This is a genomic window from Streptomyces sp. B5E4 (assembly GCF_039871555.1).
Taxonomy (GTDB): Bacteria; Actinomycetota; Actinomycetes; order Streptomycetales; family Streptomycetaceae; genus Streptomyces.
Genome location: NZ_JBDPMI010000003.1, coordinates 492,579 through 514,864 on the forward strand (window position 1 = coordinate 492,579; position 22,286 = coordinate 514,864).

General features: G+C 72.5%; 19 protein-coding genes and 1 tRNA gene. 13 read left to right on the forward strand and 7 right to left on the reverse strand.

Going from position 1 to position 22,286, the window contains the following annotated elements:
* The first annotated feature begins 16 nt into the window (after positions 1-16).
* The gene (gene nudC / locus ABGA99_RS07200; protein ID WP_347576181.1) at positions 17-967 is read left to right on the forward strand and encodes an NAD(+) diphosphatase; all 951 of its coding nucleotides are present in this window, start codon (positions 17-19) and stop codon (positions 965-967) included.
* A gap of 78 nt (positions 968-1,045) precedes the next feature.
* Here nudC and ABGA99_RS07205 read toward each other — a convergent pair whose 3' ends face one another.
* On the reverse strand, positions 1,046-1,303 hold the full coding sequence (locus ABGA99_RS07205; RefSeq protein WP_347576180.1) for a mycoredoxin: 258 nt from the start codon (positions 1,301-1,303) through the stop codon (positions 1,046-1,048).
* Positions 1,304-1,481: 178 nt separating this feature from the next.
* On the opposite strand from ABGA99_RS07205, the gene ABGA99_RS07210 reads away from it, so the two are divergent.
* From ABGA99_RS07210 to ABGA99_RS07225, 4 genes are all read left to right on the forward strand, one after another.
* The gene (locus ABGA99_RS07210; protein ID WP_347582335.1) at positions 1,482-3,719 is read left to right on the forward strand and encodes an ATP-dependent DNA helicase UvrD2; all 2,238 of its coding nucleotides are present in this window, start codon (positions 1,482-1,484) and stop codon (positions 3,717-3,719) included.
* A gap of 170 nt (positions 3,720-3,889) precedes the next feature.
* A complete protein-coding gene (locus ABGA99_RS07215; protein ID WP_347576178.1) occupies positions 3,890-4,210 on the forward strand; it encodes a hypothetical protein in 321 nt (106 codons plus the stop codon).
* A gap of 113 nt (positions 4,211-4,323) precedes the next feature.
* Positions 4,324-4,689, forward strand: coding sequence for a WhiB family transcriptional regulator (locus ABGA99_RS07220; RefSeq protein WP_106966315.1), 366 nt, complete (start codon positions 4,324-4,326; stop codon positions 4,687-4,689).
* The gene (locus ABGA99_RS07225) at positions 4,686-4,997 is read left to right on the forward strand and encodes a hypothetical protein (protein ID WP_027773090.1); all 312 of its coding nucleotides are present in this window, start codon (positions 4,686-4,688) and stop codon (positions 4,995-4,997) included. Before ABGA99_RS07220 ends, ABGA99_RS07225 begins: the two co-directional genes overlap by 4 nt.
* Before the next feature lie 42 nt (positions 4,998-5,039).
* Here ABGA99_RS07225 and ABGA99_RS07230 read toward each other — a convergent pair whose 3' ends face one another.
* Both ABGA99_RS07230 and ABGA99_RS07235 read right to left on the reverse strand, forming a co-directional pair.
* Entirely contained in the window at positions 5,040-6,440 is a 1,401-nt protein-coding gene (locus ABGA99_RS07230) for an AarF/UbiB family protein (RefSeq protein ID WP_347576177.1), read from the reverse strand.
* Positions 6,433-7,797: a ThiF family adenylyltransferase gene (locus tag ABGA99_RS07235; RefSeq protein WP_347582336.1), complete on the reverse strand. Its 1,365-nt coding sequence runs from the start codon at positions 7,795-7,797 to the stop codon at positions 6,433-6,435. The genes ABGA99_RS07230 and ABGA99_RS07235 overlap by 8 nt, the downstream gene beginning before the upstream one ends.
* Before the next feature lie 169 nt (positions 7,798-7,966).
* Between ABGA99_RS07235 and ABGA99_RS07240 the strand changes: the two genes are divergently transcribed.
* Positions 7,967-8,551, forward strand: a complete 585-nt coding sequence (locus ABGA99_RS07240; protein WP_347576176.1) for a M48 family metallopeptidase — start codon at positions 7,967-7,969, stop codon at positions 8,549-8,551.
* A gap of 81 nt (positions 8,552-8,632) precedes the next feature.
* Here ABGA99_RS07240 and ABGA99_RS07245 read toward each other — a convergent pair whose 3' ends face one another.
* A complete protein-coding gene (locus ABGA99_RS07245) occupies positions 8,633-9,508 on the reverse strand; it encodes a peptidoglycan DD-metalloendopeptidase family protein (protein WP_347576175.1) in 876 nt (291 codons plus the stop codon).
* A 112-nt stretch (positions 9,509-9,620) separates the two neighbouring features.
* On the opposite strand from ABGA99_RS07245, the gene ABGA99_RS07250 reads away from it, so the two are divergent.
* Positions 9,621-10,712 carry a GH25 family lysozyme gene (locus ABGA99_RS07250; protein WP_347576174.1) on the forward strand — a complete coding sequence of 364 codons (1,092 nt, stop codon included), beginning with the start codon at positions 9,621-9,623 and terminating at the stop codon, positions 10,710-10,712.
* A 58-nt stretch (positions 10,713-10,770) separates the two neighbouring features.
* Here the strand turns inward: ABGA99_RS07250 and ABGA99_RS07255 are convergent, their stop codons facing one another.
* Both ABGA99_RS07255 and ABGA99_RS07260 read right to left on the reverse strand, forming a co-directional pair.
* Complete coding sequence (locus ABGA99_RS07255) at positions 10,771-11,301, reverse strand: NUDIX hydrolase (RefSeq protein ID WP_347576173.1); 531 nt, start codon at positions 11,299-11,301, stop codon at positions 10,771-10,773.
* Positions 11,298-12,791, reverse strand: coding sequence for a zinc-dependent metalloprotease (locus ABGA99_RS07260; RefSeq protein ID WP_347576172.1), 1,494 nt, complete (start codon positions 12,789-12,791; stop codon positions 11,298-11,300). The genes ABGA99_RS07255 and ABGA99_RS07260 overlap by 4 nt, the downstream gene beginning before the upstream one ends.
* A 175-nt stretch (positions 12,792-12,966) precedes the next feature.
* On the opposite strand from ABGA99_RS07260, the gene ABGA99_RS07265 reads away from it, so the two are divergent.
* From ABGA99_RS07265 to ABGA99_RS07275, 3 genes are all read left to right on the forward strand, one after another.
* Positions 12,967-14,112 (forward strand): SDR family oxidoreductase, encoded by a 1,146-nt coding sequence (locus ABGA99_RS07265; protein ID WP_347576171.1) that lies wholly within the window; start codon positions 12,967-12,969, stop codon positions 14,110-14,112.
* Between the two features lie 109 nt (positions 14,113-14,221).
* On the forward strand, positions 14,222-14,701 hold the full coding sequence (locus tag ABGA99_RS07270; protein WP_347576170.1) for a molybdenum cofactor biosynthesis protein MoaE: 480 nt from the start codon (positions 14,222-14,224) through the stop codon (positions 14,699-14,701).
* 270 nt (positions 14,702-14,971) lie between these two features.
* Positions 14,972-16,066: a PDZ domain-containing protein gene (locus tag ABGA99_RS07275; RefSeq protein WP_347576169.1), complete on the forward strand. Its 1,095-nt coding sequence runs from the start codon at positions 14,972-14,974 to the stop codon at positions 16,064-16,066.
* Between the two features lie 76 nt (positions 16,067-16,142).
* On the opposite strand, the gene ABGA99_RS07280 is transcribed toward ABGA99_RS07275, so the two are convergent.
* Positions 16,143-16,742 (reverse strand): PPA1309 family protein, encoded by a 600-nt coding sequence (locus ABGA99_RS07280; protein WP_347576168.1) that lies wholly within the window; start codon positions 16,740-16,742, stop codon positions 16,143-16,145.
* Between the two features lie 147 nt (positions 16,743-16,889).
* Here ABGA99_RS07280 and ABGA99_RS07285 point away from each other — a divergent pair, with 147 nt between their 5' ends.
* The 3 genes from ABGA99_RS07285 to ABGA99_RS07295 all read left to right on the forward strand — a co-directional run bounded on the left by ABGA99_RS07285 (position 16,890) and on the right by ABGA99_RS07295 (position 22,207).
* The gene (locus ABGA99_RS07285; protein ID WP_347576466.1) at positions 16,890-19,862 is read left to right on the forward strand and encodes a UPF0182 family protein; all 2,973 of its coding nucleotides are present in this window, start codon (positions 16,890-16,892) and stop codon (positions 19,860-19,862) included.
* A gap of 99 nt (positions 19,863-19,961) precedes the next feature.
* Positions 19,962-20,035: transfer RNA gene (locus tag ABGA99_RS07290), tRNA-Met, on the forward strand.
* A 375-nt stretch (positions 20,036-20,410) separates the two neighbouring features.
* Positions 20,411-22,207: a tetratricopeptide repeat protein gene (locus ABGA99_RS07295; RefSeq protein WP_347576167.1), complete on the forward strand. Its 1,797-nt coding sequence runs from the start codon at positions 20,411-20,413 to the stop codon at positions 22,205-22,207.
* Positions 22,208-22,286: the final 79 nt, after the last annotated feature.

Consider the following 22,286-nt stretch of genomic DNA (forward strand, 5'->3'; position numbering starts at 1 on the left):
CGGAAGGGGAGCAGCAGTGACCACGGGCATCGACCGGGCGGCCTTTCGGCCGGTCTCCTTCACGGCGGACAGCGGCGTCGACCGCGCCGCCCACCACCGCATCGACGAGGCGTGGCTGGCCGCGGCCTGGAGCCATCCGACGACCCGTGTCTTCGTGGTCTGCGAAGGCCAGGTGCTCATCGACGACACCGCCGACGGCGGCACGGAGCTGGTCACCACGCCGGCCTTCGAGGCCCCGCCGACCGAGCAGCACCGCTACTTCCTGGGCACCGACTCCGGCGGCGTGCGCTACTTCGCGTTGCAGAAGGACTCGCTGCCCGGCCGCATGGACGACACCGCGCGCGCCGCGGGGCTGCGCGAGGCGGGGCTGCTGCTGTCGGAGCAGGACGCCGGGCTGATGGTGCACGCCGTCGCGCTGGAGAACTGGCAGCGGCTGCACCGCTTCTGCTCGCGCTGCGGCGAGCGTACGGTCATCGCCGCCGCGGGCCACATCCGCCGCTGCCCGGCGTGCGGCGCGGAGCACTATCCGCGGACGGACCCCGCCGTGATCATGGCCGTGACGGACCCGGAGGACCGGATCCTGCTGGGCCGCCAGGTGCACTGGCCGGAGGGGCGCTTCTCGACGCTCGCGGGCTTCGTCGAGCCCGGCGAGTCGCTGGAGCACGCGGTGCGCCGGGAGGTCTTCGAGGAGGCGGGGGTCGTGGTCGGCGACGTGGAGTACGTGGCCAGCCAGCCGTGGCCGTTCCCGTCGAGCCTCATGGTGGGCTTCCTCGCACGTGCGGCGGACGCCAAGGGCGCGGAGATCCGGGTGGACGGCGAGGAGCTGCACGAGGCGCGCTGGTTCTCCCGCGAGGAGCTGGGCGCGGCGTACGAGACGGGCGAGGTGCTGCCGCCGTACGGCATCTCGATCGCCGGGCGGCTGATCGAGCTGTGGTACGGCTCGGATCTGCCGCGGCGGCCGGGCTGACGGCCGCCGCGGGCCCGCCGGCAGCGGCCTGCGGGCTGATGCCGGGCGCCGGCCCGCGGGCCGGGCCGGCGCCTGTGGTCAGGCGCCGAGGGCGGCCTTGACCTGGGCCAGCGAGGGGTTCGGCATGGCGACGGACTCGCCGCCCTGCCGCGGAACCACGACGACGGTGGGCACGAGCTGGTTGCCGTTGTTCACGCTCTCGACGTAGGCGGCGGAGTCCGGGTCCTGCTCGATGTTGATCTCCTCGAACGCGATGCCCTCGCGGTCCATCTGGCTCTTCAGCCGACGGCAGTAGCCGCACCAGGTGGTGCTGTACATCGTGACGGTGCCCGCCATGTCGCTGCGCTCCTTTGGGGGTCGGCCGGGTCGCGGCGTGATCTGTCCGGAGGGTGAACGTACCCGGGGACGCCGCCATTCCCGTAGTCCCGCCCGGCATCTGTGGATAACAGGCCCCGCACGCGGGGCCTGTGGACAACCGGCACACCCCTCCCGGGAGACCTGGCAGCATGGCGGGGTGACAGCAGCACCGCAGCCCCCGTCGTCCTCGCAGCCCTCCCTGTCCACGGAGCCCACTGAGTTCCCCGCCGTCCCGGGCTCGGCGGACGCGGTGCTGGCCGGGCTCGACCCGGAGCAGCGCGAGGTGGCCACGGCGCTGCGCGGCCCGGTGTGCGTGCTGGCCGGCGCCGGCACGGGCAAGACCCGCGCGATCACCCACCGCATCGCGTACGGGGTGCGGGCCGGCGTGCTGCAGCCGGGAAGTGTGCTGGCCGTCACGTTCACGAACCGGGCGGCCGGCGAGATGCGCGGCCGGCTGCGGCAACTCGGCGCCCCGGGCGTGCAGGCGCGGACGTTCCACTCCGCCGCGCTGCGGCAGTTGCAGTATTTCTGGCCGCGGGCCGTCGGCGGAGAGCTGCCGCGGCTGCTGGAGCGCAAGGTCCAGTTGGTCGCGGAGGCGGCGGCACGCGCCCGCGTCCGGCTCGATCGCAACGAGCTGCGGGACGTCACCGGCGAGCTGGAGTGGGCGAAGGTCACCCAGACCGCCCCCGAGGACTACGCCGCGGCGCTCGCCAAGACCGGCCGCGACGCCCCGCGCGACCCCGCCGAGATCGCCGGGATCTACCGGGGATACGAGCAGTTGAAGCGCGACCGCGGCGTCATCGACTTCGAGGACGTCCTGCTGCTCACCGTGGGCGTGCTCCAGGACCGCCCGGACATCGCCGAGCAGGTGCACCGGCAGTATCAGCACTTCGTCGTCGACGAGTACCAGGACGTCAGCCCCCTCCAGCAGCGCCTGCTCGAACTGTGGCTCGGCGGCCGGGACAGCCTGTGCGTCGTCGGCGACGCCAGCCAGACGATCTACTCCTTCACCGGCGCCACCCCCGACCACCTGCTCGACTTCCGCACCCGGCACCCGGACGCCACGGTCGTCAAGCTGGTCCGGGACTACCGCTCCACACCCCAGGTCGTCCACCTGGCCAACGGCGTCCTGGCCCAGGCCACCGGCCGGGCCGCCGCCGCCCGGCTGGAGCTGGTCGCGCAGCGCGACGCGGGTCCGGAGCCGGCCTTCGCGGAGTACGCGGACGAGCCCGCCGAGGCCGAGGGCACCGCCCGGCACATCCGCCGGCTCATCGACGCGGGCGTGGCGCCCAGCTCCATCGCCGTGCTCTACCGGATCAACGCCCAGTCGGAGGTCTACGAGCAGGCGCTCGCCGACCGCTCCGTGCCGTACCAGATGCGCGGTGCCGAGCGGTTCTTCGAGCGCCCCGAGGTGCGCGAGGCGGGGGTCAAGCTGCGCGGGGCGGCGGTGGCCGGCAAGAACGACGCGATGCTGGACGAGGCCGGCCGGGACGGCGACCTGGCCGCGCAGGTGCGGGCCGTGCTGGGGACGATGGGCTGGTCCGCGGAGGCGCCGGCCGGCAGGGGCGCGGCGCGGGACCGCTGGGAGTCCCTGGCCGCGCTGATGCGGCTGGCCGAGGACTTCGCGCGGGCCCGGCCGGGTGCGGCGCTCGGGGATCTGGTCGAGGAGCTGGCGGAGCGCGCGGCGGCGCAGCACGCGCCGACGGTCGAGGGTGTGACGCTCGCCTCACTGCACGCCGCGAAGGGCCTGGAGTGGGACGCGGTGTTCCTGGTGGGGCTCACGGAGGGCATGCTGCCGATCACGTACGCCAAGACGCCCGAGCAGATCGAGGAGGAGCGCCGGCTGCTCTACGTCGGCATCACCCGGGCGCGCGTGCACCTGTCGCTGTCCTGGGCGCTGTCCCGCTCGCCCGGCGGGCGGGCCTCACGGCGCCCGAGCCGCTTCCTGACCGGCCTGCGGCCGGGCTCCGGGCGCGGGGGCGGCGCCGGGGTGGTGTCGCAGGGCGGGGTGGAGCGCGGTGGCGCGGAGCGGGGCGGGGCCGCCCGGCGGCGGCGCCGCGGACCGGTGCGCTGCCGGGTCTGCGGGCGGACGCTGACGGACGCCGGCGAGCTCAAGCTGATGCGCTGCGAGGACTGCCCGTCGGACATGGACGAGGGGCTCTACGAGCGGCTGCGCGACTGGCGCGCGGTCCAGGCACAGCAGCTCGGACAGCCCGCGTACTGCGTCTTCACCGACAAGACGCTGATCGCCATCGCCGAGGCCGCGCCGGACAACGAGCAGGAACTGTCGGTCATTTCGGGTGTGGGCAAGCGCAAGCTCGACCGATATGGCGCCGATGTCCTGGATCTCTGCGCGGGCCGGGAGCCCGCCGGCGAGCCCGCCGAGGAGTCCTGACGGGACCCGGAAAAAAAGTTCTCGGAAAATGGTTTGCGATCGCCGGGAGTTGCCTCATAGCCTTCCGGCACGGAAGAACAGCTCTTCACGGAGCCGGTGATTCCGTGTTGTACTAGGAGACCTTGGACCGGCTCGCCGGTCCGACGAGACCAGAGAGGAGGAGAAAACCCATGATCAGCATCACGAAACTTGACGGTCGTGCTGCCGACGGTCGCGAGGTCGTCTCCTCCTGCCTGCTCGCCCTCTCCAAGCTCCAGGTCCCCGCCACCGGTGTGTCCGGTGTCCGTGGCGGTCTGGGTGCCGACATCCGTGACGAGCGACCGACCAAGGCACTCCTGGTAGCAGCGGCGCAGGCTCCGGCCTATGCGGCGGCGGCAGCGGGTGCCGACCTCCAGCAGGAGTGGGTCAATGGCGCCTTCGCAGGCGGCATTGCGGCCACGACGCACATGCGGGCCTTCCGCGGGCCTGATCCCTGGAAAGAACCATCTTGATCGAATCGATCGAGACGGCACCTTCCAGGGCCGCGGAACCCGAACCGGGATCCGCGGCCCTTTTGATTTGCCCAACGCAGAAGTTGATCAACACGACGAGCAAGGACGGAACCGTGTCCCTCCCCGTGCACACCCCGCACAGGCCCACGCCCGACCCCGTGCCCGGCACCACCGACCTGGAGGTCCCCTTGACTCAGCTGACCGCTCTCACCGAGCTCGACGAGCGAATCGACGCGCTCGGCGACCTCGTGCCCTGCCGGAGCTACGACCCCGAAGTGTTCTTCGCGGAGACTCCGGCGGACGTCGAGTACGCCAAGTCCCTCTGCCAGACCTGTCCCGTCCGTGAGGCCTGCCTCGCGGGGGCGAAGGAGCGCCGCGAGCCCTGGGGTGTCTGGGGCGGCGAGCTGTTCGTCCAGGGTGTGGTGGTGCCGCGCAAGCGGCCGCGTGGGCGCCCGCGGAAGAACCCGGTCGTGGCATGAACGCCCACGGCACGATCGACCGTCCACGCGCACACGCACCGGCAGAGCAGGAAACGACGATGAGCCCGTCCACCGACTACCCCGCAGCACGCCACGAAGCAGGCGCCTACGACGAGCGCCAGAACAGGAACCTTCAGATGCAACTCATGCCAGAAGCCCTTGCCCGGGCCCAGTATCGGGACCGAGTGGAGGCCGCCGAGCAGGAACGCAGGGCCATGCGCCTGATCGCCGCCCGGCGGATGCAGCGACGGGCCGAGCGCGCGCACATGCGCGCCCGGCGCGCGCTGGCCATGGCCGTCATGCAGTAACGGCACCGGCGCTCGCGCGCCGGCCGCCGGCGGCCGGCCCGGTCAGGCGGTCGCCGTCGCCGGGTCCTCCGTCGCCGAACCCTCGTGGGGGTCGTCCTCCGGACGGCCCCCTTCGGCGTACTCGGCGAAGCCCGGCAGCCACTCCGTCAGCTCCTCGCGCATCCGCACCTGCGCACCGAGCTGGCAGAGCACCCCGATGGTGCTGAGCGTCACCCGGTGTATCAGCAGATACGACGGCGGCAGGTTGAGCTGCCGGCCCAACTGGTGTGCGGGGTTGCGGGGGTCGGCGATCCGGGCCGCCTGCGTACGCATCCACTCGCGGCTGAAGGCGAACTCCTCCACCCCGGCCGGCTCGATGATCGGCACCAGATAGTCGATCACCGCCTCCGGGTCCAGCTCGACGTCCGGCTTGACGAACCCCTGCTCGCGCAGCAGCTCGTAGACCTCGTCCGCCTGGCCTTCGAGCGACATCCCGAGCGCGATGCCGATCTCCTCCGGCAGCCCGCCCGGCAGCCGGTCCACCGTGCCGAAGTCCATCACCCCGAGCCGCCACTCCTCCGGCTCGCCTTCCTTCACCAGCCGGAAGTTGCCCGGGTGCGGATCGGCGTGCAGCAGTCCCGTGCGCGCCGTGCCGGCGAAGAGGAACCGCGCCAGCAACTGGCCCACCCGGTCCCGCTCCGCCCGCGAGCCGCTCGCTATCAGCTCCGAGACCGGCACGCCGTCCAGCCACTCGGTGACCAGCACCTGGTCCGCCTGGTGCACCACGTCCGGCACCAGTACGTCCGGGTCGTCCGCGAACTCCTGCGCGTACGCGCTCTGGGCCCGGGCCTCCAGCCCGTAGTCCAGCTCCTCCGCCACCCGGTCCCGCAGCTCCTGGATCAGCGGCTTGATGTCCAGCCCCGGTACCAGCGGGCCCAACAGCCGTGCGAGGCGGCCCAACTGCGCCAGGTCGGACAGCAGCGCCTTGCCGGCACCCGGGTACTGCACCTTGACCGCGACCTCGCGGCCGTCGTGCCACACCGCCCGGTGCACCTGCCCGATCGACGCCGCCGCCGCGGGCGTGTCCTCGAACTCCAGGAAGAGATCGCGCCAGTCCGGGCCCAGCCGCTCCGCCAGGGCACCGTGCACCGTGCGCACCGGCATCGGCGGCGCCGCCTCCTGCAGCTTGGTCAGGGCTGCGCGGTAGGGCCCCGCTATCTCCTCCGGCAGCGCGGACTCGAAGACGGACAGCGCCTGCCCGAACTTCATCGCCCCGCCCTTCAGCTCGCCCAGCGTCTTGAACAACTGCTCGGCGGTGCGCTGCTGGAGCTCCCGGGCCACCAGCTCCGCCGGCCGGCCGCCGAGCCGCTTGCCGAGCCCCCAGGTGGCGCGTCCGGCGAAGCCCACCGGCAGCGAGGCCAGCCTGGCCGTACGCGTGATCGCCTTGCGCGGAAGGTCAGACATGGGCCACTCCCGTATCCCGGTCAGCGGCTGCCGCCGCACCGCACCCGCACCTCGGGTGTGGATCGAGCTCCGTCAACTCCCAGGCCAGGCCCGGCAGCGCGAACTCCAGCCGGGCCCCCGTACACACCGGCAGCCGCCCGTCGAGAAAAGTCAGCGCGTGGGCGGCCGTCAGCCCTGCCACTATTGTCGCCAACGCCACATCGCACGCGGCGACCCCCTCCCGATCACCTCCGGCCCGCCACTGGGCGAGCATCCGCGGCCACTCCGGCTCCCGCTCCGTCCGGGCGGCCGTGAGGCAGCCCGCACACGCCGAACCACCCGGCAGCACGAGCGGTCCCACCACCCCCGTGCCCTCCAGCACCCCCGCGTACACGTGCGGAATGCCCGCTTCGCGGTAGCGCCGGGCGACCTCCGGATCCGGTGCGTACGCGGCCAGCCCGTCCCGCGGCGCCAGCACCACGAGCGACACCGCTCCGCCCGGACGCCCGCCCCGCGCCGCCGGCCACGGCCCCGCCCGCCGCACGGCGCCCAGGGCCGCGTCACTACGCCGCCGGCCGACGTCCCCCGCACCCACACCGCCGGGCGCCACGTCCCACGGCTCGACGCAGCCGCCGTCGACGACCTCCACCCCGCCGACGCCCGCCGCGGAGAGCAGCGCCGCCACCGAAGCTCCCACCCGCCCGGCGCCGCGCACCACCACCCGCAGCCCTCGCCGGGCCTCCAGCCGCGCCACCGCGGCGCCGGGCTCGGGGTGCACGACGGACAGCGAAGCCCGGTCGCCCCGCAGCCGCGCCGGTATCGCCCCGCCCCGCCCCCGGCCCCCGGACATCGACGGCCGGTCCGTCGACGGAGCGGCCGTCGATGAGCCGGACGAGAGCGAGTCAGACCGTCGCGGGGCAGCCGGTGGGCCGGACGGCAGCGGGCCGGTCGGGGGCGGATCGGTCGGAGGCGGATCGGTCGGAGGCAGAGGAGGTCGTGCCGCGTCGGCCGGTGGTGCGTGTGCTGCCGGGGGACCGGCGTGCGGGGAACGGTGGATGCGGCGTGGACGGTCCGTGGAGGCCGGGTGGTCATCCCGGGGAGTTCCGGTGCCCTTCGGCGGGGGCGGCCCGTCGTCGATCAGCCCGGCCCGTGTCAATCGGGCGACCAGTGTGTCCACCGACCGGGGCGAGAGGCCGAACCTGTGCCCCTCGCGGCGCAGCGCCTCCAGCCCGCGCGTGCCGTCCAGCCTGCGCAGGAACAGCCCCGTCGCCGAGTCCACCGGATGGATCGACACCGCATGTGCCCTGGTCACGCCGATCTGCATGGTGTGCCTGCCGCGCCAGCTCCGCCGCAGCGCCGGCTTGATCATCGGATGCATCGCGCCCCCCTCGTGCCTCCGCCACTCTGCCAGCCTGCCGCCCCACTGGATCACGAGTTATCCACAGGTGCCGGAAAAAGTATTACGAATTGACCGCGACCTCGGCAACGGTCTCGCACACCTGCTCCTGGCCGGGACTTTCTTCACCCTGACCAGGTAACGTCATGCCGTGCCCGCTGACCCAGAGCACAGCCCAGGACGGCCGAAACCGTCGAGAGCGGTCGAGGTCAGACGCAGCGCGCGCAGGCGCAGGACCGTTTCCGCATATCGCGAGGGCGACCGCACCGTCGTGCTGATCCCCGCCCGCATGAGCGAGGCGGAGGAGCAGCGCTGGGTGACGGTCATGCTCGACAAGCTCCAGGCCCAGGAGAACCGGCGGATGCCCGGCGACGGCGAGCTGGCCGACCGGGCCCAGCGGCTGTCCGCGCAGTACCTCGACGGCCGGGCCCGGCCCACCAGCGTGCGCTGGGTCACCAACCAGAACACCCGCTGGGGCTCCTGCACCCCCGCCGAGGGCACGATCCGCCTCTCGCACCGGCTGAAGGGCATGCCGGAGTACGTCATCGACTACGTGCTGATCCACGAGCTGGCCCACCTGCTCGTGCCGGGTCACGGCCCCCGCTTCTGGGACCTCGTCGCCGCCTACCCCCGCACCGAGCGGGCCCGCGGCTACCTGGAGGGCGTCGTGGCGGGGGAGAGCCTGCCCTTCATCCCGCGCCCCGCGCCGACCGGCCCGCCACCGGCCGCCGACTAGGGGATCGAGGGGCGGGGCTGCGGACACGCTGTCGACGCGGGCCGTGGATGGGGGGCGGGCGTCCGCCAGGTTCGGCCGGGGTCAGTCCCAGCGGTCCTGGTTGATGAACCGGGCGTAGCCGCGCCAGGAGTTGGGGCCCATGACCCCGTCGATCGGGCCGGTGTAGCCGTGCGCGGCGGCCAGCCGTTGCACGGCGGCCCAGGTGTGGGTACCGGGTACCCCGTCGATCGGGCCGGTGTAACCCCAGCCCCGCATGGCCCGCTGCAACGCCGCATAGGTGTTCGGACCCGGCACCCCGTCGATCGGACCGGTATACCCCTGCTCGATCCGCAGCCAGTTCTGCGTCCGCTGCCACATCACCGGCCCCGGCACCCCGTCCTGCTCCGTCGACGTCTTCGGCAGTCCCCCGCCGCCACCGAGGTAGCCGAGCGGGTTGACGCGCACGCCACCGGGGGTGATGAGGTGCCAGTGGACGTGCGGACCGGTCGAGTTGCCGGAGCCGGGGGCGCCCGCGGCGCCGCCGGAGCGGCCGACGATGCCGCCCTTGCCGACCCAGGCGCCATTACCGAGCAGGAACGCGGACAGGTGCATGTACTGCGTCCGGTAGCCGTCGCTGTGGGTGATGGTGACGGTGTGGCCGCCGGTCCCGTTGTCGGGGATGTTGGTGACGGTGCCGGCGCCGGATGCCGGCAGGTTGGTGCCGACGCCCATGGCGTAGTCGATCCCGCCGAGTGAACCCCGGTTCAGGTGGTCCTGCCAGCCGCTGGTGAGCGGGTAAGCGGTGAACGGGTTGTACAGGTCGGCGGCGCGCGCCGGCGAGGCCGTCAGGAGGCTCCCGCCGGTGACCAGTCCGAGCGTGGTGACGGAGCCGCGCAGCAGGGTCCGCCGGCTGACCCGCGCCCTGACCGGGCCCTCCGGAGCCCGTTCCCGGTCCAGTTCTTCGTGATGCTCACACATGGCAACTCCCTTGGGATGAATGACCACTTGGGATCGCGGGCAAGCTCCACGACACGGTAACCTACGCGCGTAGTTTTGATAAGGACATGACATTCTCCTGTTCGGAGGGACCGTGCACAGAAGGACTGTCGTACGCGCAGGACTGGTCGCGGCGCTCACTCCGGCCGGACTGCTCGCGGCCACCACCGCCACCCGCGCCGCCGGCCGGGGCACCGCGGCCGCCGCCGCCGACCTGCCCGGCATCGATGTCTCCACCTACCAGACCGGCATCGACTTCGCCCGGGCCGCCGCCGAGGGACAGCGGTTCGCCATCGCCAAGGCCGGCGGCTGCCAGCTCCGCGAGGGGCCCTACGTGACCTCCTCCTACCCCGGTCACATCGACGCAGCCCGCTCCGCGGGGCTGCGGGTGGGCCACTACTTCCTCTCCGGCGACTTCCTCACCCCCGTGGCCGCCGCCGACTACTTCGCCGCGAACCTGCACGACTACCGGCCCGGCGACGTACTCGCGCTGGACGTGGAGATCCTCGACGACTCGACCCGGCTGTGGAACGACACGGACGTGTCGGCCTGGTTCCTCCGGGTGCGGGAACACGTCGGCGCCTACGCGCCGTGGTTCTACATCAGCGCCGGAGCGCTGCGGGCCGGGTCCTGGCAGCGGACCATCGCCGCCGGCGCCCGTCTGTGGGTCGCCTCCTGGGGGCCGAACAACGGCTCGTATCCCGGCGCCCCGGACCTCGGCGGACGGTACCCGGACTGGGGGGCACACCAGTACTCCTCAGTGGGGTCGGCCGGCGGCGTGGCACCCGTCGACCTCAACCTGGCCCGTCCCTGGGCGTTCGACCCGACCGAGCCGACCGACCCGCCGCCGACCGGCGAGGACCCCTTGCCGAAGACGTCGACGGAGCAGGACGGGGTGCCGGGGCCGGTGATGTGGCAGCGGACGCAGAACTGGCTGCGGATCGAGCAGGGGTATACCGGTCCGATCGACGGGGTGCCGGGTCCGAACACCTATGCGGCGTTGCAGCGGGCCATGCGGGGCTGGGGTTACACCGGCCCGATCGACGGGGTACCCGGTACCCACACCTGGGCCGCCGTGCAACGGCTGGCCGCCGCGCACGGCTACACCGGCCCGATCGACGGGGTCATGGGCCCCAACTCCTGGCGCGGCTACGCCCGGTTCATCAACCAGGACCGCTGGGACTAGCGGTTTCGTCCGCAACTCGCCGCGGAGGTCCCGCCGTCGCCGTGTGACGGCGCGGTCCTCAGGCCAGCCGCGCCCGGGTGCGCTCCATCAGCAGCGCCACGGACGGGTCGGCGACGCCGGCCACCTCGTCGTACCCGTACCAGCGCAGATCCAGTGACTCGTCGCTGATCGCCGGCACCGCTCCCTCGGGGGCCAGCGCCGCGTACTGCACGTCCAGGTGCCAGGCGCACGGTGTGTGGTGCCGGTCGAGGCCCACCGGCCCGCCGGGCAGCAGTGTGAGGCCCGCCATACCCGACTCCTCGTGGGCCTCCCGCAGCGCCGCCGCTGCCAGCGTCGCGTCCTCCGGCTCGCAGTGCCCGCCCGTCTGCAGCCACATATTCAGCTTGCGGTGGAGGGTCAGCAGTACCCGCTCACCCGCCGTGTCGACGATCAGCGCGCTGGCCGTCACATGCCCGTCCGCGCACGGCTTCCACATCCCGTCGGGATGCGCCGCCAGGTACTCCAGATACGTGAGGCGGAGCGCCTCCTGACCGCTGTCAGGCGCGCTCCACTCCTTCAGTACGCGCTCGGCGTCGTCCTGCAGCGTCACTTGTCCGCGTCGCCCTTGCCGCCGTCGGGGCCGTCCGGGCCGTCCTTCTCGTCCGGCCCGCCGGCGTCGGCGGAACCACCGGAATCACCGGAACCGCCGGACTCGACGCCGCCACCCGAGCCCAGCAGCTTCTCCAGCTCCGAGAAGTCCGCCTGCTCGCTGTGCACGAACCCGTCCGGGTCGTCCAGGTCGCCCGCCGTCGGCAGCATGTCGGGGTGCGCCCACAGCGCGTCCCGCCCGTCGACCCCGCGCGCGTCCGCCAGCGACGCCCACAGCCGCGAGGCGTCCCGCAGCCGCCGCGGCCGCAGCTCCAGCCCGATCAGCGTCGCGAACGTCTGCTCCGCGGGACCGCCCGTGGCGCGCCTGCGGCGCAGCGCCTCGCGCAGCGAGTTCAGCGACGGGGCGTCCAGGTGCGGCTCCGCGGCCGCGTGCACGACCGCGTCCACCCAGCCCTCGACCAGCGCGAGCGCCGTCTCCAGCCGGGCCAGCGCGGCCTTCTGCTCCGGGGTGTCCTCCGGCTGGAACATGCCCTGCTGGAGCGCCTCCTGCAACTGCTCGGGACGCTCGATGTCGACCTGGCCGACCAGGTCCTCCAGCTTGGAGGTGTCCACCTTGATGCCGCGCGCGTAGCCCTCGACGGCGCCGAACAGGTGCGAGCGCAGCCACGGTACGTGCGCGAAGAGCCGCTGGTGCGCCGCCTCGCGCAGCGCCAGATACAGCCGGACCTCGTCCTGCGGTACGCCCAGGCCCTCGCTGAACCTCTTGATGTTCACCGGCAGCAGCGCCGCCTTGCCCGCGGGTCCGAGCGGCAGCCCGATGTCGGTGGAACCGACGACCTCGCCGGCCAGCACCCCCACCGCGTGCCCGATCTGGGTGCCGAACATGGCCCCGCCCATCGAGCGCATCATGCCGATGAGCGGGCCGGCCATGGCCTGCATCTCCTCCGGCAGCACCCCGCCCATGGCGGCGCCCACGCGCTCGGCGACCGGGTCGACCAGCTCCTTCCACACCGGAAGCGTCGCCTCGACCCACTCCGCGCGGCTCCAGGCCAGCGCCACGCCCGAGCCGGAGGGCAGCGACGTCACGCCGTCCAGCCACAGGTCGGCCAGCCGCACGGACTCCTCGACCGCCTTGCGCTCGGCGTCCCCGACGCTGGCGTCCTTCGACTCGTCGGCCGCGCCCTGGGCGACGGTCTGCCGGGCGATGTCCTTGGCCATGTCCCAGTTGACCGGCCCGCCCTCGTAGCTCAGCATCTGGCCGAGCTGCTGGAAGGCCGCGCCCAGGTCCTGCGGGCCCATGGCGCCGCCCTGGCCGCCGAGGGAGCCGAAGATGGCCGCGAACGGGTTTTGCGGGTCGCCTCCGGCGCCCCCGAAGCCGAACGGGTCCCGGCTGCTCCGGTCGCCGTCCCCCTTGCGGGCGCCCTTGTCGTCGCCCTCGCCGTCGTCGTCCGGCTCCTTCGGGGGGCCGAATCCGAATGGGGTGTCACTCACGGTTTCCTCGGCTCGTCGGGCCGCCTGCACAGGGCCGGCGGCGTACGCCCTCCACTACCTCCACCCTATGCCGCTTCGTATGCCTGCACGATGTCCTGGCGCCCGCCGCCACCGCTACGGGTGCGGCTGGGGCAGGATGGATGGAACTACTGCACACAACAGCTGGAGCCGCCCGGTGAGTTCCCCGGAACCGAACGTTCGCGCAGCGCGAAAGGCCGCCGATGGGGCCGGGGCCGACGAGCCCGCCCCGGGCACGTGGCGCCCCGTCGTCGCCGTCACCGGGGCGGCGGCCGGCATCGGCGCCCTGGTCACGGAGCGGCTGGCGGCCTCCGACGAGGTCAAGCAGGTCGTCGCCATCGACGAGCGCCGCGGCGAGCTGCCCGAGGCCCACTGGCACGTGCTGGACGTGCGGGACCCGGCCATCGCCGACAAACTGCGCGGCACGGACGTCGTCGTGCACCTCGCCCTCGACCTTGACCTGGAGACCGACGCCACGGCCCGAACGGCGTACAACGTACGTGGTACGCAGACGGTGCTCACCGCCGCCGCCGCGGCCGGCGTGCGCCGGGTCGTCCTGTGCACCTCCGCCATGGTCTACGGGGCGCTGCCCGACAACCCCGTCCCGCTCGCCGAGGACGCCGAGCTGCGCGCCACCGAGGAGGCCACCGGCGTCGGCGACCTGCTGGAGATGGAGCGCCTGGGCCGCCGTGCGCCCCGCGCGCACCCCGGCCTGAACGTCACCGTCGTGCGCCCCGCGGCCGTCGTCGGCGGCGTGGACACCCCGCTGACCCGGTACTTCGAGTCGCCCCGGCTGCTGGTCGTCAAGGGCACCCGGCCGTGCTGGCAGTTCTGCCACATCGACGACCTGGCCGCCGCCCTGGAGTTCGCGGCGCTGGAGAAGGCCGAGGGGGAGCTGGCGGTCGGCTGCGACGGCTGGCTGGAGCAGGAGGAGGTCGAGGAGCTGACCGGCATCCGGCGCATGGAGCTGCCGTCGGCCGTGGCGCTCGGCGCCGCCTCCCGGCTGCACCGCCTCGGGCTCACTCCGTCGCCGGCCGGTGACCTGGCGTACACGATGTACCCGTGGGTCGTCAGCGGCAGCCGGCTGCACGACGCGGGCTGGCGTCCGCAGCACACCAACGAGGAAGTGCTCGCCGAGCTGCTGGCGGAGGTCTCCGGCCGGCACACCGTCGCGGGCCGCCGGCTGGGCCGCAAGGACGCCGCCGCCGCGGGCGCCGCGGGCGCGGCCGGGGCGACGGTCGCGCTGCTGGGCACGGCCGCGGTGGTACGCCGGGTGCGCAAGGCGCGACGCGGCAAGATCTGAGCCGCCGCGGCGGAGCGTCGCGTACGGACCGCGTCCGGGCCCGTACGCGCGGGCCCCGCCGCCCGCCGCGCGGGGGCGCGCTGTCGGCCCCGTGCGGCAGGATGGACGCATGGCAGACACCCCGCAGCACCCGGGCGAGCAGGCCGCCGCGGACCCCGTGCGGCTCGTCGCCGTCCGCGAGGAGCCGCTGTCGCTCGACGAGGTCTTCGCCGCCGTCGGCGACCCCGCCGCGGGCGGCACGGCGCTCTTCGTCGGCACGGTCCGCGACCACGACCGGCAGGCGGCGTCCGAGCGCGTCCAGGACGTGACCGCGCTGGGGTACTCGTCCCATCCCACCGCCGAGGCCGAGATGCGCCGTATCGCGGAGAAGGTCGCGGCCGACTATCCGGTACGGGCCCTGGCCGCCGTCCACCGCGTGGGGGAACTGGCCGTGGGGGATCTCGCCGTCGTCGTCGCCGTCTCCTGCCCGCACCGCGCCGAGGCGTTCGACGCCTGCCGCCGCCTGGTCGACACCCTCAAGCGCGAAGTTCCCATCTGGAAACACCAGAAGTTCACGGACGGGACGGAGGAATGGGTAGGCGCTGGCTGAGGTTGTCGAGTTGCGTAACTTCCGGGCCCGCGTGAGCGTTGGCTTATCGGAAAGACCTCACGTCAGCTAGGAGCACGGGATGGCAGCGATAGCCTGGTTGGTCATACCCCTCGCGTCAGCCGGGGGAGCCGCGATATGGGCAAGCTGGGCGACACGCACCCGCAAGGTGGGCGACAGCACGGAGCTCGCGGGGTACGCCCGTTTCCGGGAAGCCATGGAGCGTAGCCACTCGCGTTCCGGGGCTGCCTGAGCGTCCCGTACTGTCGTTCTATGCCACGCCGCACGGCGACGCTGCTCGCCTCCACCGTGACGCTGCTCGCCATCCTCGTCGCCGGGGTCTTCATCCCCGTGCCGTACGCAGAGATGTCGCCCGGGCCCACGGTGAACACCCTCGGGGATCACGACGGTGAGCCCGTCCTGCAGATAGAGGACCGCAAGACGTACCCGACGAGCGGCAACCTCAACATGACGACGGTCCGCGTCACCGGCGCCGACTACAAGATGAACCTCGTCGAGGCCGTCTACGGCTGGCTCTCCCCCGACGACGCGGTGGTGCCGCACGAGTCGCTGTACCCGGACGACAGCACCGCCGAGGAAGTCGACCAGCAGAACGCCGAACAGTTCACCGCGTCGCAGGAGAGCGCCAAGGTCGCCGCGCTCGACGAGTTGGGCATCCCCTTCACCACCCGCGTGATCGTGGCCTCCGTGGTCGCCGGCGGCGCCGCGCAGGGCACGCTGCACGCCGGTGACGTGATCAAGGCAGTCGACGGCAAGCCCGTCGACGGGCCGGGCGACGTGGTCGAATTGGTCACCAGCCGCAAGCCGGGGGAGAAGGTCACGTTCCGGATCGTCCCCGCGGACAAGGCGGAGAAGGCAGAGAAGAACGGCGAGGACCCGCGCAAGCTGCCGGGCGAGGAGATCACCGTCACCACCCGGGAGTCCGACCAGGAGCCCGGCAAGGCCATGGTGGGCATCACGGCGGGCACCGCGCACACCTTCCCGTTCGAGATCGACATCAAGCTCGCCGACGTCGGCGGCCCCAGCGCGGGGCTGATGTTCGCGCTCGGCATCGTGGACAAGCTCACCAAGGGCGACCTCACGGGCGGCGAGTTCGTCGCCGGCACCGGCACGATCAACACCGAGAGCCAGGTCGGGCCGATCGGCGGCATCCACATGAAGACCGTCGGCGCCCGCGACCAGGGCGCGAAGTTCTTCCTTACGCCCGCAGCGAACTGCGCCACGGCCGCCCGGGACGTACCCGACGGGCTCACGCTCATCGAGATCCGGACGATGTCCGACGCGATGGACGCACTTGAGGACATCCGCGACGGCAACCTCGACCAGCTCGACGAGTGCAAAGGGTAGTTGGGCGCACACGGAGCGCGCGGGGACGTGCAACGGCCGGCCACCCCGGAGGAGGCGGCCGGCCGTTACGGCGGGGTCAGTCGAACGTCGCCGCCAGCGCCCGGGCGAGCCCCGGCACCAGATCCGGCCCCGTGAGCACCTCGGTGGGCGCGTCCTTGGACCGCAGCCGCACCGCGGCCTCCCGGCTGCCGTCGCGCAGCACGCCGACGGTCATCCGGACCTCCTCGCGCCGCGGATGCCCGGCGACCCAGGCCGCGAGTCCCGCCTCGTCGAGGTCGTCGGGCACTTCGGCCTCCGCCGCGGGCGGGAGCATCAGACGCTCGACCGTGAGCGCGCAGCCACCGACCGTGTCGGGCCAGGCGATGGTCCCGAGAAACTCGTCGAGCGGCTGCTCATCGGGCAGTTCCTGCTGCTCGATCGGCGTGTAGGAAACCTGCGCGGCCGGCCCCGCCGCGAGCCCGGCACCGGAGCCTTCGCCGGCGCCGTGACCTGCGTCGAGGCCCAGTCGCCTGGCGAGGTCCGGCTCCTGCGCGCGCAGCCGCGCGGTGTCGACGAGGGCGAAGAGCCGGGCCGGCCGGTCCCAGCCGAAACCGGCCGCGTACTCGTCAAGCTCCAGGACCGCGCGAGTCAGCGGGTCGGCTGCCAGGGGTGGACCGCCGGTGGGAGAGTTGGACATGCTCGCAATCCTGCCTCATCGCTCTCTGCCACCCCCCGGCGGGAACTGAGTAAAGCTTTAGTAAGTTGCCACATTGGGCCCCTGTGCCGCGGGGGCCGTATGACATGACGTTCACGTCTCGATCGAGGTGCCACCTTGGCTTTCCAGATGCCGGACCGCGGCGGGGGCCCCACCGGGCCACGGATCAGTGTGGGCAGGCCGTCCCGGCGAGTACGAACACTGCTGATGACCCTGGGTGTGCTCGCCATCCTGGGCATCATCTTCGTCATGTTCGCCGGCTTCTGGACGGACTGGCTCTGGTATCGCTCCGTCGGTTATTCGTCGGTCTTCACCACCCGGTTGTGGACCAAGGTGGGGCTGTTCTTCGTCTTCGGCCTGCTGATGGCGTTCGCCGTGGGCTTCAACATCTGGCTGGCCCACCGGCTCCGGCCGCCGCTCAGCGCGATGTCGCTGGAGCAGGAGAACCTCGACCGTTACCGGATGAACCTGGCGCCGTACAAGAAGTGGGTGCTGCTCGGCATCGCCACGCTGGTGGGCCTGATCGCCGGCGCCTCCGCGACCGGGCAGTGGCGCACGTGGCTGCTGTGGGTCAACGGCCAGTCGTTCGGCGAGAAGGATCCCCAGTTCCACAAGGACATCTCCTTCTTCGCGTTCGATCTGCCGTGGTACCGCTTCCTGCTCGGCTTCGGCTTCGCCGCGATCGTGCTGTGCACGATCGCCGCCGCGCTCACGCACTACCTGTACGGCGGCCTGCGTATCTCCAGCCCCGGCGCGCGGGCCACGTCCGCGGCCACCGGTCATCTCGCCGTGCTGCTGGGCACCTTCGTGGCGCTCAAGGCGGTGGCGTACTGGTTCGACCGCTACAGCCTGGCGACCAAGACCAGCGGCCTGAAGACCACCGACGGCTGGACCGGCCTGCGCTACGTCGACGCGAACGCCTATCTGCCGGCGAAAACGATCCTCTTCGTCATCGCGATCATCTGCGCGCTGCTGTTCTTCGCCACCCTGTGGCGGCGTACGTGGCAGCTCCCGCTCATCGGCCTCGGCCTCATGGTCCTCTCGGCGATCCTGATCGGCGGGCTGTACCCGGCGATCGTGCAGAAGTTCCAGGTGCAGCCGAACGAGCAGGCCAAGGAGACACCGTTCATCAAGAAGAACATCGATGCGACGCGCAAGGCGTACGACATCGACGCTTCCCAGGTGACGGAGTACTCGGGCCAGGCGCCCAAGGACACCACCAACGAGCAGCTGCGCAGCGCCATCGACAGCACGGCGAGCGTCCGGCTGCTCGACCCGAGCGTGGTCTCGCCGACGTACCAGCAGCAACAGCAGGTCCGTGGCTACTACCAGTTCCCCGGCACGCTGGACGTCGACCGGTACGAGGACGAGGAAGGCGACTCGCAGGACACCGTCGTCGGCCTGCGTGAGATCAACGTGAACGGCATTCCGGAGAAGGGCTGGATCAACAGCCACTTCCGGTACACGCACGGTTACGGTGTGGTCGCAGCCAAGGGCACCGAGGTCACCGAGGACGGCGACCCGGCGTACACGGAGAAGAACCTGCCGCCCGAAGGCGAGCTCGGCGACTACGAGCCGCGCATCTACTACGGCGAGCAGACCCGCGACTACTCGATCGTGGGCGGCCCGCAGGACGAGGTCGACTACGCCGACGACTCCGGCGAGAAGACGTACCGCTACAAGGGCGACAGCGGCGTCGATCTGTCCAACCCGATCAACAGGGCCGCGTACGCGCTGACGTTCAGCGAGCCGCAGATCATGTACTCCGGTGCGATCGGCGACGGCTCGCAGATCATCTACAACCGCACCCCCAAGGAGCGGGTGGAGGCCGTCGCGCCCTGGCTGACGATCGACGGCGACCCGTATCCGGCGGTGGTCGACGGCCGGATCACCTGGATCGTCGACGCCTACACCACCAGCAACGGCTATCCGTACTCGACCAGGACCACCCTGGGCGACACGACGGCCGACTCGCTGACGGACGACCAGCGTTCGGTGATCGCGCAGCAGAACCAGGTCAACTACATCCGCAACTCGGTGAAGGCCACCGTCGACGCCTACGACGGCAGCGTGGACCTCTACGAGTGGGACACCGAGGACCCCGTCCTCAAGACCTGGATGAAGGCGTTCCCCGACACGGTCAAGCCGCGTGCGGAGATCAGCGACGCGCTGATGGACCACCTGCGCTACCCGCAGGACCTGTTCAAGGTCCAGCGCGAGCTGCTGACGCAGTACCACGTCACCAGCCCCAAGCAGTTCTACTCCGGCAGTGAGCAGTGGGAGATCCCGGACGACCCGACCACCAAGGTCGAGAGTTCGGTGCCGCCCTACTACCTCAGTATGAAGATGCCGGATCAGGACTCGCGGACCTTCTCGCTGACCACCACGTTCACGCCACGCAACCGCAACAACCTGGGCGCGTACATGGCCGTGGGCGCGGACGCGCGCACCGACGACTTCGGGCAGATCAGAATCCTGAAGCTGCCACCCAACAGTCCCGTTCCGGGACCGAAGCTCGTGCAGTCCAGATTCAACTCCAACGCCGCGATCGCCGACCAGATCAACATCCTGCAGAGAGGCGATTCGGAAGTCATCTACGGCAACCTGCTGACGGTGCCGTTGGAGGGCGGACTGATCTACATCGAGCCGGTGTACGTGCAAGGCACCGGCACCGGCTACCCGTTGCTGCGCAAGGTGCTGGTCACGTACGGCGATCAGACGGCCTTCGAGGACACGTTGCCCAAGGCGTTGAACGTCGTCTTCGGGGTGGAGGAAGCGACACCACCCGAGGACACGGGCGAGGAGCCACCACCGGAGGAGGAACCGCCGGCCGGTGGCAGCCTCCAGGACGCCGTGGAGGACGCCCAGCAGGCCTACGAGGACGGTCAGCAGGCGCTCCAGGACCAGGACTGGGAGGCGTACGGCAAGGCCCAGGACGACCTGGAGGAGGCGCTCCAGCGGATCGAGGACGCCGAGCAGCAGGCCGGCGCGAACGGCGACGGAGCCGGTGAAGGAGCCGGTGACGCCGGAGCCGACGGCGGCGACGGCGGAGGCGGCAGTGATGCCGGTGATGCCGGTGACGGCGGCGGCAGCGGGGCCTAGAGCGGCCGTGGCCCGCCGGACGTGAGTCCGGCGGGCCACGGGCCGCGAGGACCGGCGGCGTTGGGGCCCTCCGCACCGTGATAGCCTTACGGCACACGACGCGGGGTGGAGCAGCTCGGTAGCTCGCTGGGCTCATAACCCAGAGGTCGCAGGTTCAAATCCTGTCCCCGCTACGCGAGATCGAGGCCCGGAGTCCATCGGACTCCGGGCCTCGACGTGTGTCTGCCGCGTGATCCGTGGGCGCCGTGGGGGCGGCGCGGCCGGAGAGACGAATGTGTCGCGTGTGTGTTCCTGAGGTCATTGTTTTGGGGGTTGTCGGCGTGACAAGGTTTGATCAGTCGTTGTGTCGGGAAGTCGACAAACCGCTGAAGTGACCTTCCTGGCTGCGGTATACCAGGTGTACGCGGGTTGCAGGTGGTGCGACGATGGACCTCATGGGGGACGAGGCAAGGGTGTTGGACGCCCGTAAGACAGGGGGCGCCGGTGGGCAGGAGCGTGAGGCTCCCGCCACCGGTGAGTCGAGTGCTGCGCGGGGCCGGGACCCGGCCGTGGCGCAGCTCAGCGCGCGGGGTGCCGCCCTGCTGCGCAAGGGGGATCTGGACGGCGCGGAGCCGGTGCTGCGCGCGGCGACCGCCGAGGGCGACCGGGCGGCGGCGAACAACCTGGGCGTGCTGCTGTACCAGCGCGGCCAGGTGCACGAGGCCGCCGGCTGGTGGCGTATCGCCGCGGTCGGCGGCTCGCCCGCCGCCGCGCACGCGCTGGGACGCTACTACCGGGAGAACGGCGACGAGCCCGGCGCCGAGTACTGGCTGCGCCAGTCCGCCGAGGCCGGGCACGCGCTCGGCGCGTACGCGCTCGCCGACCTGCTGGAGCACCGCAGCGACGTGGGCGCGGAGCGCTGGTTCCGGATCGCCGCGGACAAGGGCCACCGCGAGGCGGCGTACCGCCTCGCACGCGTCCTGGACACCCGCACGCGGGCGCGGTCCGGCAGCGGCGTCGACACCGGTACGCGGCTGACGCCCCCGGCGGCGCCGGGCACGGTGAGCCTGGTCCGCGATGTGCCCGGGGCCGGCGACGACCCGGTCGCCGAGGCCGAGCAGTGGTACCGGCAGGCCGCCGCGCGCGGCCACGTGCGCGCCGCGCTGCACCTCGGCACGCTCCTGGAGGAGCGCGGCGAGTCGCAGGAGGCCGGCCGGTGGTACGTGATCTCCGCGCGGGGCGGTGAGCCGCGCGCGGCCTGCGCGCTGGGCTTCCTGCTGCGCGACGCCGGCGACGACGCCAGCGCGGCCGTGTGGTGGCGCCAGGCGGCCAAGGACGGCGACGGCAACGCGGCGAACGCGCTCGGCGCGCTCTATGCGGACCGCGGCGAGCCGCAGGAGGCGGAGCGGTGGTACCGGGCGGCGCTCGGCGCGGGCGACGTCAACGGTGCGTACAACCTGGCGCTGCTGTGCGCCGGGGAGAACCGGGTCGAGCAGGCCGAGCAGTGGTACCGGCAGGCCGCGTACACCGGGCACTGCGAGGCGGCCAACGCGCTGGCCGTGCTGCTGCTGCAGCGCGGCGACGCCGCGGGCGCCGAGCCGTGGTTCTCGAAGGCCGCGGAGGCGGGCAGCGTCGACGCGGCGTTCAACCTCGGGATCATCCACGCGGGCCGGGACGACGAGACGGGCGCGCGGCAGTGGTACGAGCGCGCCGCGTCGGCCGGTCACGTGGAGGCCGCGCTGCAGGTCGGCATCGCGCTGCTGCGCGACGGCGAGGAGAAGGACGCCGAGCACCGGCTGCGGACGGCCGCCGAGGGCGGCAGCCCCGAGGGGGCGTTCCGGCTGGCGGCGCTGCTGGACGACCGGCGGCCCGGGCCTTCTGCGAGGCCGGAGGCCGCGGGCGCGCGCAGTGCGCGGGCGTGGGGCGGCGCGGGTACGGCCGGCGACCCGGGCGGCTCGGATGCCGACGCCGCCGAGTGCGAGCGGTGGTACGAGCAGGCCGCGCGGCACGGGCACCGGCGTGCCCAGGTGCGGCTGGGCATGCGCGCGGCCGCCCGGGGCGACACGGAGGCCGCGGGCCGGTGGTACCGGGCCGCCGCGGAGGCCGGCAGCCGCAACGGCGCGTTCAACCTGGGCCTGCTGCTGGCCCGGGAGGGCAGCGTGCCGGAGGCGGCGATCTGGTGGCGCCGGGCGGCGGAGCACGGCCACGGCCGTGCGGCGCTGCGGCTCGCGCTGCTGGCGGCCCGGCGGGGGGACCTGCCGGAGAGCCAGCACTGGTCGTCGCGGGCGGTGGAGCTGGGCCCGGCGGAGGTCGCCGAGCGCGCCGCCCGGCTGCGGGACGCGCTCGCGCAGGAGCTGACCGCCTGAGAAGGCGGCCCGAGGGTTCCTGACCGTCGCTGAACGGCGCCAGGACGGCCTTGTACGGTCCGCAAGCGGGCCGTACAAG